Source organism: Pseudoalteromonas sp. ABV4_021, assembly GCF_056159365.1.
In genome coordinates this window covers 2,088,019-2,101,205 of record NZ_JBSWVB010000001.1, presented here as the reverse complement: position 1 = coordinate 2,101,205, position 13,187 = coordinate 2,088,019, and the positions used below count along the sequence as shown (strand labels likewise).

Sequence of the window (13,187 nt, the reverse complement as noted above, 5' to 3'; positions counted from 1 at the left end):
TTCAGAGCAGCAAACGGCTAATATCGCCCGTTGGATTTGGCCACTTGTGATGATTTCAATGGTGGTAAGTCTGATTTATCATTTAGTACGTTAAACGGATTACCTAAATCAGGTTTATCGTAATCACACACACCATCTGGAAAAGTGCGCTTTAGTTCAGCAAGGTAGGGCGTCATATCGATGGGCGCATACACTCCGTTTGCTACCGCTTTTTCTACAGCAATACGCTGACATTTAAAAATACTGCCAGAAAATGGCCCGCCGGCTTGAATTCGTGAATTAGTATAAATTGGAAAATGTTTTGTACATGCACCTGCTGGCTGATTATTCCAATCTCCGTGCCAGACATTTTCACCTTGCGCAATTATCTCACCTGACTTATTAAAACACCGATCGCTTGCATCATCAGGTGCTTGCTGAGTGCTCAACCATTTATCAATAACAGAAAAAGCTTCATTGAGCGGTGTGTAGTGTTTATCGGCAATCCAAATACGGTGGTTTTTGAGATGCCCTTGTTGTTTTAAGATTCTAAGTCGCGTGGCAAATGACGTAGAGATATGGTGCATATCAAGCTGATCTTCGAGGTAGTGATGAATATCAATTGTAGGGATGCTGTTAAATCCCAAATACACTTGACCATAGCGATAAGCTTGCTTTACGGCAGCTAAGTTCGCCACCGTGCGCTTGGCTGGCTTTTTTCCTGCAACATAGATATTGTGCCGGCTCCATTGTGTAAGCCAAATAGGGGTTTTTACAAATGGAAAAAATAGTAATTGTTCAGGGCGCTGCTCTGTTTGTGCTTTCCATCCACCAATATGATAGTTTAAATGCAAAAACTCAGTTGCTGATAAGCTGCCTTGTTTAAGGCCATTTAAGCCATATTGAACCCCTTGGTTATCCCAAAGAGCGGGAGCTCTTGTTGCAGCATTAGGTGTTTGTGTTATTAAGGCTAAATCTTGCCAATAACTCCAATTAGTTTGGTGATTAATCGTTTGGCTAAATAAAGGTTTTAAAAAGCCTTGCGCGGGATTATTAACAAGGCTGCTTAGCCCAAAGTAGCCATGTACACACTCGCTATATATTTTAGGGCGATAAAACGCCTTACCTGTAAGAAATTGATTTATCGGCGTATAAAACCAAGATTTATGTTCAATCTCGGCATTGTTTAGACCTTCAATGGCACGCTTTTTCTCACTGCTATCCCAGTTAGCTAAATCACTTTTAAAGTGGTAATAGGTATTGAATAAGTCACAATCTAGAGCATATATCGTTTGTGACACCATATCGGGGTAGGAATAGAGCGGTATGGCAGCATCAATTAACCCAGGGCTATTTTGTGCAATTAAGTACTGTGCTAAACCGCCACCTGAGCCTCCAATGCCAACGGTGTAAATGGGTTTGCCATAAAGTGCTTCAAACTGTCTTTTTACCCGCCATGCGCTGTCTTCGGCAAGCAGCATATTATAGGTGTAGCTGGTTTTATTGGCGCTAGAGGTGATCACAGCATAGCCGTTGTGTAGTTGCTCAAAGCGCCGCTGTAATAGTTTTTTAGGGTTTACTTTGCCTTGACGGAAGCCAATACCTACACCGCCCGCAAATTGATAAATAAGTTTTTTGTTCCAAAGAGAGCTGGTTCGCCATGTGTTAAATTCCGTTTTTTTGATTGGCATTGCAATGGTATAAATATGTCTATTTATTGTACCTTGCTCTAACCTGATTAGTTGCTGATTGCTATCGAATTGGTGTTTATCAAGGGATGAAGAGTCGGTAATTTCTTCACTTTCGCCGTTTAAGTTCACTACAAAGTAGCGCAATCTTGAAGGCACTAAACAGTCTTTGCTGTAGCCAATAATAGTGTTGCTCAAACTACCATCTGGATTTTCTTTGAAAACCGCAGTGCCAAGCGCTTGTTGATTATCGACTAAGGGCTGTCCAAGTCCTGAGCGAACGGTATCACATGAAAATGGATAGCGATTGTTACCGGCGTAAAGAGGCTTTATCGGCCCAACATCACCAAGCGCAATGGGGTATTGAGTATTATCAGCAGGGCGAGGGGTCGTGCGAAGGTGATTGATGACATTGATGCGATTAGATTGCTGTTCGGGAGCGGTATTTAGTACGCGAAATTGTGAATGAGGCACAGGCGTACACGTTAACAATAAAGAACAAAAGGTGATCAGCATTAAGCGTTTAACAAGCACAAGTAACAGCATAACTACCTCCTGCACTAAGTATAGGCAGAAGATTTTTGCTCTGTTAGAACGAATAAGGCACCGTTAGGTACCTTATTATTCTATTTTGCTAATGCGAGTTGTAACTCTCTGTTTTTCTGTAAACTTACGAGCATCTCTTGTGCATATGGCCTGAAATTAGCAAGTTCAGATTTAGGCAGTGATTGTGCCTTTGGTAGTTTAACTGTTCGCGGATTACGGTGTACACCGTTAACTAAAAACTCATAATGTAAGTGAGCGCCAGTAACGCGTCCAGTTGCCCCAACGGTACCAATTAATTCGCCTTGTTTCACTTTTTCGCCACGTTTTACCTTACGTTTATGCAGGTGTAAGTACTTAGTCACATATTGTTGACCATGGCGAATAAATACATAGTTACCATTATATTTATTGTAACCCGCTTTAATCACAGTGCCGTTACCCGCTGCAACAACTGGTGTGCCAGTTTTCGCTGCGTAATCGATACCGCGGTGCGCTTTAACACGGCCTGTAACTGGGTGCTTGCGACGTGGATTGAAGTTCGAGCTAATATATCTAAAGTTAACAGGAGCGCGTAAAAATGCTTTACGTAAGCTGCGGCCTTCAGGAGTATAGAAGTTATCATCGGTATGACGTACCGCGGCATAGCTCTCGCCTTGGTTAACGAATTCAGCGGCAAGAATTTTACCGGTACCAATAAACTCACCATCAACGTAGTGGTTTTCATAAATTAGAGTGAACGCATCGCCTTTACGAAGATCGTTGGCAAAGTCGATATCCCAACCAAAAATATTGGCAAAGCTAATAATTTGCTTTTCATTTAGGCCAGCGCTAAGGCCTGCATTCCAAAAACTAGAATCAATCGTACCCGACGCGTAATCAGTGCGCTTTTCAATTGCTTTTTTATCAAGGCTAGAGCTAATGGTTTGATCGTCATTAAGTTTAACGACTAAAGTTTCTGTGCGGCTAATTTGATAGTTTAACTGAATTAATTCGTTGTTTTCGTTAGCTGCGAAAAATAATGAGTCACCAGGGTGAATTTTAGTTAACTGTTTATTGAGTTTGTTGGCATTAACTATTTTATGAAGTGTGGAAGCCGAAAAACCTGCGCGTTTAAATATTTTAGCTAGGTTATCGCCTTTTTTAACTTTGAACTCTTTAAAATTAAGTGTTACTTCTGGCAATACCTCTTCTGCTTTGGCGGTAACAGCTTCTTGTTCTAACTTTTCTACTTCAATTGCTAATTCATAACGCTTGCCAATTTCTAGCGCATCATGATTTGTATGCCTTGATGCGCTCGCCTTTTCAGAGGGTAGCAGCACCAATGCGGAAATAAATGTAACTACCCCAGCGAGCAACAATTTATGTTTTTTCGGTAGTTTTTGTACTTGCAAAACCATAATGTGCCTTTTGCTACATTAATTAAATAAAAGTGAATAAAATCAGAATAACCTTATATCACCTGTAGCGCCAGTGTTTTGTGCATTTAAAGTGACCAGAATATAGGGTAGAATCAAGAAATTGTTATCTTAAAAATGAATTTTTTGCAAAAGTACGCAACGTGCTTTTTCGAATGGAGAAATACATGGCTGATATCCAAGCAGCGTTAGCAGAAATAAAGCGTGGCGCTGAAGAGATCCTGATTGAAGATGAGTTAGTTGAAAAATTAAAGTCAGGTAAAAAATTAAAAATTAAAGCAGGCTTCGATCCAACGGCACCGGATCTTCACTTAGGCCATACTGTGTTAATCAATAAAATGAAAACTTTCCAAGACTTAGGTCACGAAGTTATCTTTTTGATTGGTGATTTCACAGGTATGATTGGTGACCCTACAGGTAAAAATGTAACGCGTAAGCCACTTACTCGTGACGATGTACTTGCTAATGCTGAAACATACAAAGAGCAAGTATTTAAAATTTTAGACCCTGCTAAAACTACGGTTGCATTCAACTCACAGTGGATGGAAAACCTAGGTGCAGCAGGTATGATTAAACTAGCTGCGCGTCAAACGGTTGCGCGTATGTTAGAGCGTGACGATTTCAAAAAGCGTTATGCAGGCGGTCAGTCAATTGCAATTCATGAGTTCCTATACCCATTAGTACAAGGTTGGGATTCCGTGGCATTAGAAGCAGATGTTGAACTCGGTGGTACCGATCAGCGTTTTAACTTGCTAATGGGTCGTGAGCTACAAAAAGACGAAGGTCAAAAACCACAAACCGTATTAATGATGCCTTTACTTGAAGGTACTGACGGCGTTCAAAAGATGTCTAAGTCATTAGGTAACTATATTGGTATTACTGATGAGCCAAACGATATGTTTGGCAAAGTAATGTCAATTTCAGATGATCTAATGTGGCGTTACTACGAGCTACTTAGTGCATTAAGCATTGAAGAAATTGATGCACTGAAAGAAAAGGTAGCAAATGGCACAAATCCACGTGATATCAAAATTGAATTCGCGAAAGAGATGATTGCACGCTTCCATTCAGAAGAAGCAGCTGAAGGTGCGCACCAAGATTTCATTAAACGTTTCCAAAAGAATGCGCTGCCGGATGATATTCCAGAAGTAACGATCACTGCAGATGGCGAATTAACCATTGCAAGCTTACTAAAAGAAGTAGGCTTAGTGGCAAGCACATCTGAAGCAATTCGCATGATAAAACAAGGTGCTGTAAAGATTAACGCGAAAGAAAAAGTTTCAGACAGCAAAATGTTGATTGAAGCTGGCACAACGGAAGTTTACCAAGTTGGTAAGCGTAAGTTCGCTAAAGTAACTGTTAATTAATGAGAGCCCACGAACGTGGGCTTTTTTATATGTCTAAAATACTAACGACCGAATATTTAAGCCCTGTAGGCAAATTACTAATTGGCTCGATTGATGAGCAATTATGTTTGTGTGACTGGCAAGAGCGAAAAGCCCGCAGCACTGTTGATAGTCGCTTAGCGAAAGGGTTAAGCGCAGAGTTTGTTAACGAAAACAGTGATTTTAATCAGCAGGCTATAAATCAACTAGAAGCTTACTTTGCAGGCGAATTAACACAATTTTCAATCCCTTTAAAGCTGGTAGGCACTCACTTTCAACAGTTAGTTTGGCAGGGGTTACAAGCAATTGACTATGGCCAAACGCAAAGCTACGGTGAATTGGCAACAAATCTTAATATGTCAAGTGCCGTGCGAGCAGTTGCGAATGCCAATGGTGCTAACGCAATTTCGATAATTGTGCCATGCCACCGTATTATTGGCAGCAATGGTAAGCTAACCGGTTACGCCGGTGGTTTAGCCGCGAAAAAGCGATTACTCGAAATTGAGGGGGTTAGTTAGTTTTGAAAGGCACTGACCTTTTCACATAACTCATTTGCGGCAATAAGCACTCGATTGGTGTAGCGGTGTAAGTGATCTGGGTTGAGTTTTATTATTTGACCTTTTTTAACAGCTGGAATCGAATTCATATCACGCCAAATTTTTGCTTGTGTGTTGTCTTCATCCATCTCTGAAATCACGATAAATTCTGGCTGTTTTAACATGACCTGCTCTTTATTAACGGTTGGGTAATTAACCGAGCTGTCGGCAAATACATTGTTTAGGCCGCAGATGTCAAAAATTTGATTAACCAAAGTATGTTTATTGGCTGTCATAATCGGTGTATGCCAGAGTTGAAAAAATGCAGTGGCAGGCTTTTCTTTTTGATAGCGCGTTTTTAACTCGTTAATCTCATGCTTAAATTGTGATGTGTAGTCAATAGCTTTATTTTTGGCGTTTAATGTTTCGCCGAGCGCAAGCACTTCGTTTTCTATATCTTCTAAAGTATGTGGGTTGGAAATAAACACATTTAAACCCAGCTTTTTCATTTTCTCAATTTGGCCAAGTTTAGCGTTAGATCGCCATACCAGTACAAGATCTGGGTTTAACTCAACTAATTTGGCTAAGTTTATACCATTAGCATCGGCAATTTCCGAGTGCTTTTTGGCATCTTCAGGAAAATCACTGTAACTGCTTACGGCGACAATATTTTCACCTAGTCCTAGCGAGTATGTCCATTCAGTTAAATGGGGGGCAAGTGATGCGATGCGTTTAGGCGTCGCTGAAAGCGGCAAGCTTAACAATAAAGTAAAAACAAATATAAGCTTAGAGATGGTTAGTCGCGGCATAAATAATTTCCAAGAAAAGAATAAGGCAAAGCCAAAATGCACTGGCAAACATAAGTGCGTTTTTCGCTTGTTTAATTGCTTTTTGCTGTGGCAGTGTTTTAGGTCCGATACGTGTTTTGCTATAGCGCTTACCAGAGTAAAAAGCAGGGCCGCCAAGTTGTACGCCAAGATATCCACTAAGACAAGCAAGCAAAAAACACGAGTTTTTCTGGTAACTATTAGCTACAAATAGCGCTAAGTATCGAAAACCTCGGGTTTTGGGTTTTAACAGTAAAGGCAAGCAAAAAAGTCTAATCGGTAAAAATTCTATGTAATAAATAACGGCGCTGGTTGCGCTACTAAACCGGCTATCTGGTGGTGCAGTCTTAGAAAACACATTGGCACAATGTAAAAATAGGCAATAAATAAGTGCCACGTTAAAACCCAAGCAGTAATAAAGAATAAGCGGCAAAAAGAAGTGGCGAAAGTAGCTTAAACTTTGGTGTTCAATGATTGCCTTTATTAATCCAGATTCTGATAAGTTGTTACTATCACGACGTAAAAACTGGCTTAAAATATCACGTACCACAGGCTTTTGTTGTTGAGTTAATAGCCACGCTGCGCGTTTTAATTTAGCGTTAGTGTAAGGATTGTTGATCAGTAAAAATAAGATTAACAACTCAAACGCAACGGGATATTGGGCAAAGCTTGTGATGCCAATCGCCAATATTGCAACGCAGCCCACGATTAAACAGCTTAATAATAATGAAGAAAAGCATGCGTAGACATTCGATGCGTTTGCATCATAAATACGCCCAGCCATTTTGCTTATCAGTAGGCGAAAAAACGGGGTGGGGTGATATTGCGAGGGGATAACTAATAGTGAGCTAACCAGCGCAAGCAATAGTGTTTGCCATGCACTGGTCGAAAAAAATGGCAGCTCAAATGCCACTTACAGAGAGACCTGCTTTAGGTTTTTTAACAGTGCAATCACCATCTCTGATGAGTTTTCTGATGCTTTCACTAAATAAGACTCGAATGATTCTGGTGATTCTTTACCAGCAATATCTGACAGAGAGCGGATCACTACAAATGGTGTATTTAGCTGGTGACATACTTGTGCAATTGCTGCACCTTCCATTTCAACCGCTAACATATTTGGAAATTGTTCGCGTGTTTTGTCAATGCGCACAGGATCACACATAAATGAATCACCGGTACAAATTTGGCCAACCATTGTTTTGATGCCTTTCGACATTTCAGCAATCGCTTTTTCAGCACTTTCTACAAGTGTTTTATGAGCAATAAACGCTGGTGGCATTTGTGGTACTTGACCCATTTCATAACCAAAAGCAGTAACATCAACATCGTGATGACGAACTTCACTTGAAATAACCACATCGCCAACGTTTAGGCTTTGCTCAAAACCACCCGCAGAGCCAGTGTTGATAATGCAATCTGGTGCGAACAACTCAATCATTAGCGTAGTAGCGAGTGCCGAAGCCACTTTACCAATACCAGATTGAACTAAAATAACGTCTTGATCAGCAAGTTGACCTTGGTAAAACGTGAAGCTACCGCGCTCAGTAATTTTAGTGTTTTCAATCGCAGCTTTTAAAATAGCTACTTCTGGCTCCATAGCGCCAATAATACCGATTTTCATAATGGTTACGCCTATTTATAGGGAATAAATAAAATATGGCGGAATTATAGCTAGGTTACTAATAAATTCACAGACAAAATAAAACCCGCAATATGCGGGTTGTTAGCGCGTAAAGAACAACACGCTGTAAAAAATTAAACTTGTGCCAGAGCCGTTGACTGCGACTTAACCTGTGACGGTGATAATACAGCCGTTGGTTTACTGGTTGCTTTTCGAATAGGTGGTTTAGAATTGGTTACTTGTTTACCCAATTTAAATAAAATGGCCTGTCTTACTTCCTGTGGCTTGTAACCTGTTTTTACTTTTATGCGAATAAGCGGTACACCGGCAGATTCTAACGCGCCATTTACAAACCAGTCTTTTTTCGCTTTGTGACCATTTTTACTAGCATTATTGACTAAGTCGATTGCTGCAACAATCTTCAAGCTTTCTTTATCCAATAATACGTAATCAAGTTGCTTATTTTGCGCTTTAGCAAGTGCACTGCGACGTGATTTGTCATCAGTGCCCGGTTGAAAATCTAAAATATCAACCAACCTAACGCGACTTACAATTTTGTAGTCAGAGCCAATCGCTTTTTCCAGCAAATTTAAAAACGCCGTTTCTACCTGAGTAAATAACGATTTTTTTTGTGTAAACGGGTAAGGATTTCCCGAATGGGAAAATTTAGACGCAACAAACGCCGCCAAAACCACTAACACTAGAATTAATAACGAAACAAGTTCCATAGATACTCCAAATCAAAACTTTGACGCAAACTTTTTCAAAATGAATTAAGCAATAAAAGTGCCAAAACTTTATTACTACATTGATTGGGTTTTATGGGAATTTTGTTGGCTTAACAGCGCTACTACTTGTTACTCGCACAGATACTGGGTAAAATTCAAGATTCCGTTGTGCTCATTCGAATTTGGGGTTTGCCGACTCGCTCTGTTCGGTATCTAGATTGACGCAATAAAATAACAATAAATGGTGTTACTTATGCGCTTCGCTCGACTTTGCTTGTTTAAAATGACAAATAAAAACACGTTTAGCAAAAACGTACAAACTTTTGTTAGTTCAATAATCGCAACTTCTTTTGTTGCCTTCACACCTGTGTCGGCTATTTCGGCTAACACGTTGCTTATGCTCTCAGACGACCTTAAGGTTTGTTCCAGTGAAAATCAACGTTTCTGTACTAAAGAGGGTAAAGAATCGTTTTCCGATGATGTAAAACAAAAAGCAATTTTTGATATTACTGATGAAGCACTGTTGCGGGTTTCTGAGTATGCTTGGACTGAGCAAGAAGAGTTAAAGAAACAGGTTGCTGATATTCTAAAAGCGGTAAAACCTAAGTTTGAGAATAAAACATTAACCGAGCGCCAGTTTGTAAGAGCGCTGCGTGGTGTATCAATTGAAGTTGGCACAGAAACGGTTTCAGGTCGTGATATTTGGCAAAGTCTGTACGAATTTGAAAAGCGTAACTTGTTCGATTTGTTAGAGCAAAAGCAGGCTGAAAGTCGCACTAAACGCAAGAAAACCGAAGTTAACTGGGCGCAAAGCACAAATTTAGAGGCAACACTTGCTTACCAAAAGTTATTTGATTTAAGTGTTGAAATTTCAGGTCCTAAGCGCAAACCGCGTATTGCTGTAGTAACAGGCACGGATCGCGACCCATATGCACGCGTTGACTATTACCTAGGATTGTTTGAGCAAATTGGTTTTGAAACGACTTGGTTGCCAATTGATGCAGCAATGCAAACGGCTATTACGGCAAAAGAATATGAAAAGTCATCTTGCGATAGCCTAGAAGAATTTCAAATAAAGCGTTTAGCGAGCTTTCGCCGTGAAGTGCTTTACCCAGATTTATACCGTCAGCAAGTAAGCGAATGTAAAAAGTCGTCGCCATTAGTTGACACAATCAAGCGAATGGATGCGATTTATATTGCTGATGGTAGCCCGTTATTAAGTTACCACGCGTTTTACACGCCAACTGGTGCACCAAGTGAGTCGCTTACCAAAATCATTGATATGTTTAAAAAAAATGAAGTGTTAGTTGCGGTTGAAGGCGGCAGTGTAAATGCGATCACCAATGCTAGAAAACCACTTAGCATTTTGGCGGGCGCTGTTAATGAAATTAATACGATTGTGCCTATGTCTTTCGCATCTGGCCATGACGCGTGTAGCTTAGGTGCTGATTGTATTGCACTTGAAAGCGAACGTGACTTTACAGTTGTTGAATCACCAATTCTACCATTACTACCGTTTGGCATTGTAGACACTCAAGTATCGAAACGTGGTAAACAATTACGCGGCCTGCATGCGGCGCTATTTAGTGATAATCAGCGTCTATTTGGTTTAGATGGTAAAACAGCTGTCGTTGTTACCAATCAAGATAATAACCTTGAGCTAGAAGTGATTGGTTCAGGCGGCATGTGGTTGTTTGAAGTAAACAGAGAGAATAATGAAGCTGGTGTACGCGAGTTTACTAGTCACTACTTTACACATGGTGATCATATCGCAATGCGCAGCGGTGGGGTTTCGGTTGAGTTTCCAAGTTGGAAGTATGCAACTCAGTTAAATGGGTCTCAGCCACAAGTAACTTCAGCACAAGCGCTTTCTCGTAACAACTTCTTTAAGTTAAACGAAATGATGTGTCAAACAGGTGCTAAGCAGGCAATTGGCAACGACCGAATTAATGAGCAAGACGTTAGTTTATCAATTGCACAAAGCAGTTCAGCATTGGCACGCTTAGGCGTAGCTAAAGTACGTGGCGGTGAGTTTAGAGTATGTTCGCTTTCGCAAGTCGCAAATAAGCTGACGGTTTCACCAAACCTATAACTTTGCGTGGTGAGCTATAACTTGAACTATAGTTACATATTATGAATAGCTCACTTTCAAGCTTTTGGGTACTCACCCTTAACCGATTAATTGACCGCCTTGGCACAGGTAAAGCTGGGGCGGTCATTTTTGTTTTAATTCAACTAATTGCATTAGCGGTAGCCTGCACTTATTACTATATCTCGTTAGGCGAAGTGCCTTGGTTAGAAGTTGTGGGCATGTTGGTATTTGCGGCAATTCTAGCGCCATTATTTATCATTTCTATTTTTGATATTAACCATCAATTGAGCGCCTCCAATCACTATATTGAAAGTGCTACCAAACAAGAAAAGCTGCTTAACCAAAGCCTAAAAGAAAACATTCGTCGTTTAAATAATGAAATTGACGACAGAAAATTGGCATTCCAAGCAAAGCGTCGAGCGATTGAAGAGTTGCGCCGAGAAATTGCTGAACGTAAACGTACACAACAAGAGCTAGATGAGCAAGAAGTGCTGTTGCGCTCAATTGTGGATTCATCTCCCGACTTATTTTATTACCGCGATAATTCAGGCCGCTTTGCTGGTTGCAACAGAATGTTTGAAGAGGTGATGGGGTTGTCGTCAGAGCAACTTATAGGACGTCGTGCGGATGATATTTTTGGCAAAGGGTTAACACCATCGGTACTTAATACCGATAACGAAGTTCAGCAAAACCATGTTTCTGTCACGCTAGATGTCAGTTGCCAAGTTAATAAAGAATTACGCTGGTTTGAAATGCGTAAGGTGCCGTTCTTTAATCCAACTAACGAATACATTGGCTTGCTGGGTTTTGGTCGAGATATCACATCGCGTAAGCGCGCAGAGCAAGATCTCGAAACAGCATATAAAGACAAGGGTAAATTTATTGCAACCCTGAGCCACGAGTTACGTACACCGCTTAACGGTATTGTTGGTTTAACTCGCATGCTACTTGATACCGAGTTAAACGATGATCAGCGCAGCTGGTGTAATACCGTATTTTCGAGTGCGGAAACCCTTGGCAATATATTTAACGACATAATCGACCTTGATAAGGTGGACCGAGAGCAATTAGACATTGCATGTGAGAGCGTCAATCTTGCTGATTTTCTCAATGACATCTTTAATTTTGGCGGCTTAATCGCACAACAGAAAGATCTTGAATTTAAAGTACACCAAGACGGCGTGTTTGATGTACATGTGGAAATCGACCCGACCCGTTTACGCCAGGTATTGTGGAATCTTATTAATAATGCGGTGAAGTTTACGCAGCAAGGAACCGTCACTCTCGATTGTAAACGCATCTATCGCGGTAACACATCTTATCTCGAAATTAGTGTGAGCGACACAGGTATTGGTATCGCCAAGGATGAGTTAAGCCGAATCTTCGATTTATACTATAAGGTGCCTGATTTATCAGGAGGCAACGCACTTGGCTCTGGAATTGGCTTAGCGGTGTCACGTGCACTTATTTTGGCTATGGAAGGCGATATCCATGTTGATAGTAATGAGGGAGAGGGCAGTACCTTTAGTATTGAAATTCCATTGTTATTAACCGAGCAGCCAGTGCAACAAGTTTATGATGGGCGCCCACTAAATATATTATTAGTAGAAGATGTGCCGCTTAATGCAGATATCGCAATTAACTTGCTAGAGCAGCGTGGTCACGATGTGATTTGGGCAGAAACAGGTGAAGATGCACTTTCGTTTATTGAAACCGAAGACGATCTAGACTTGGTACTGCTCGATATGCAGCTGCCTGACATTAATGGTGACCAGGTGGCGCGAATTGTGCGTTCACGTGAAGAGTTTGACCATTTACCATTGGTTGCATTGACTGCAAACGTGCGCCGCGCTGAGGAAGATTTAGCAGGTGTTACCATGCAAGGATCATTGGCTAAGCCAATTAATACGCGAAAGCTTGATGGAGTACTTGCAGAATTATTCCCTCATTCAACCAAAGAGGTTGAAGTAGAAGACAAGAGTTTCGATAAAAAGTCTACGCTGATTACAACGCAGGATAGTGAATTACTGGATGTTGAAACATTAGAAGATTTTGTTGAGTCTATGGGCGCTCAGTCTTTTTTACGTGGTGTGCAGTTGTTTGAAAAGTTATGGCCAAATTACTTACAAGAGCTGGAACAAGCCCTTGAGAATAAGCAGTACAGTGAATACAAGTCAGTTGCTCATAAACTAAAAGGTGCGGCAGGTTCAGTGGCTTTAAAAGTAGTGCAACAGCTCGCGAAGCGAATGGAAGATAATGCTGAAACTGCTGAGGATAGCCAATTAGCACAGTGGTTGATTGAGTTAGTTTCAGATATAGAAAAAGGGCTTAAAGCCCTTCATCAAGTATTGGATTTAGCTGATTAAC

The 13,187-nt window shown here is 40.8% G+C and carries 10 protein-coding genes; 4 read left to right on the top strand and 6 right to left on the bottom strand.

The annotated features are described in order from the left end of the window. Positions 1–17 precede the first annotated feature (17 nt). The gene (locus ACXAFE_RS09805) at positions 18–2,213 is read right to left on the bottom strand and encodes a DUF6351 family protein (RefSeq protein ID WP_475151811.1); all 2,196 of its coding nucleotides are present in this window, start codon (positions 2,211–2,213) and stop codon (positions 18–20) included. Positions 2,214–2,293: 80 nt separating this feature from the next. Then, on the bottom strand, positions 2,294–3,610 hold the full coding sequence (locus ACXAFE_RS09800) for a peptidoglycan DD-metalloendopeptidase family protein (protein WP_105171775.1): 1,317 nt from the start codon (positions 3,608–3,610) through the stop codon (positions 2,294–2,296). 185 nt (positions 3,611–3,795) lie between these two features. Here ACXAFE_RS09800 and tyrS point away from each other — a divergent pair, with 185 nt between their 5' ends. Further along, positions 3,796–4,995, top strand: coding sequence for a tyrosine--tRNA ligase (gene tyrS / locus ACXAFE_RS09795; RefSeq protein ID WP_010559608.1), 1,200 nt, complete (start codon positions 3,796–3,798; stop codon positions 4,993–4,995). A 29-nt stretch (positions 4,996–5,024) separates the two neighbouring features. Then, complete coding sequence (locus ACXAFE_RS09790) at positions 5,025–5,531, top strand: methylated-DNA--[protein]-cysteine S-methyltransferase (RefSeq protein ID WP_475151810.1); 507 nt, start codon at positions 5,025–5,027, stop codon at positions 5,529–5,531. On the opposite strand, the gene ACXAFE_RS09785 is transcribed toward ACXAFE_RS09790, so the two are convergent. The 4 genes from ACXAFE_RS09785 to ACXAFE_RS09770 all read right to left on the bottom strand — a co-directional run bounded on the left by ACXAFE_RS09785 (position 5,528) and on the right by ACXAFE_RS09770 (position 8,728). Beyond that, positions 5,528–6,358 carry a helical backbone metal receptor gene (locus ACXAFE_RS09785; RefSeq protein ID WP_475151808.1) on the bottom strand — a complete coding sequence of 277 codons (831 nt, stop codon included), beginning with the start codon at positions 6,356–6,358 and terminating at the stop codon, positions 5,528–5,530. The two genes, ACXAFE_RS09790 and ACXAFE_RS09785, sit on opposite strands and share 4 nt — an antisense overlap. Then, positions 6,336–7,289 carry a cobalamin biosynthesis protein gene (locus tag ACXAFE_RS09780; protein WP_475151806.1) on the bottom strand — a complete coding sequence of 318 codons (954 nt, stop codon included), beginning with the start codon at positions 7,287–7,289 and terminating at the stop codon, positions 6,336–6,338. The genes ACXAFE_RS09785 and ACXAFE_RS09780 overlap by 23 nt, the downstream gene beginning before the upstream one ends. Next, positions 7,290–8,000: a 5'-methylthioadenosine/S-adenosylhomocysteine nucleosidase gene (gene mtnN, locus ACXAFE_RS09775; protein WP_237131109.1), complete on the bottom strand. Its 711-nt coding sequence runs from the start codon at positions 7,998–8,000 to the stop codon at positions 7,290–7,292. It abuts the gene before it with no gap. A gap of 134 nt (positions 8,001–8,134) precedes the next feature. After that, positions 8,135–8,728, bottom strand: a complete 594-nt coding sequence (locus tag ACXAFE_RS09770; protein WP_475151805.1) for a DUF2726 domain-containing protein — start codon at positions 8,726–8,728, stop codon at positions 8,135–8,137. A gap of 253 nt (positions 8,729–8,981) precedes the next feature. Between ACXAFE_RS09770 and ACXAFE_RS09765 the strand changes: the two genes are divergently transcribed. Both ACXAFE_RS09765 and ACXAFE_RS09760 read left to right on the top strand, forming a co-directional pair. Further along, positions 8,982–10,820: a type 1 glutamine amidotransferase family protein gene (locus ACXAFE_RS09765; RefSeq protein ID WP_475151803.1), complete on the top strand. Its 1,839-nt coding sequence runs from the start codon at positions 8,982–8,984 to the stop codon at positions 10,818–10,820. Positions 10,821–10,861: 41 nt separating this feature from the next. Next, positions 10,862–13,186 (top strand): ATP-binding protein, encoded by a 2,325-nt coding sequence (locus tag ACXAFE_RS09760; RefSeq protein ID WP_475151802.1) that lies wholly within the window; start codon positions 10,862–10,864, stop codon positions 13,184–13,186. The last annotated feature ends 1 nt before the right edge of the window (position 13,187 follow it).

Coding starts and splice junctions, on each gene's coding strand:
- ACXAFE_RS09770 (WP_475151805.1), bottom strand. CDS start 8,728: ATGGAACTTGTTTCGTTATTAATTCTAGTGTTAGTGGTTTTGGCGGCG.
- ACXAFE_RS09765 (WP_475151803.1), top strand. CDS start 8,982: ATGCGCTTCGCTCGACTTTGCTTGTTTAAAATGACAAATAAAAACACG.
- ACXAFE_RS09785 (WP_475151808.1), bottom strand. CDS start 6,358: ATGCCGCGACTAACCATCTCTAAGCTTATATTTGTTTTTACTTTATTG.
- ACXAFE_RS09805 (WP_475151811.1), bottom strand. CDS start 2,213: ATGCTGTTACTTGTGCTTGTTAAACGCTTAATGCTGATCACCTTTTGT.
- mtnN (WP_237131109.1), bottom strand. CDS start 8,000: ATGAAAATCGGTATTATTGGCGCTATGGAGCCAGAAGTAGCTATTTTA.
- ACXAFE_RS09760 (WP_475151802.1), top strand. CDS start 10,862: ATGAATAGCTCACTTTCAAGCTTTTGGGTACTCACCCTTAACCGATTA.
- tyrS (WP_010559608.1), top strand. CDS start 3,796: ATGGCTGATATCCAAGCAGCGTTAGCAGAAATAAAGCGTGGCGCTGAA.
- ACXAFE_RS09800 (WP_105171775.1), bottom strand. CDS start 3,610: ATGGTTTTGCAAGTACAAAAACTACCGAAAAAACATAAATTGTTGCTC.
- ACXAFE_RS09790 (WP_475151810.1), top strand. CDS start 5,025: ATGTCTAAAATACTAACGACCGAATATTTAAGCCCTGTAGGCAAATTA.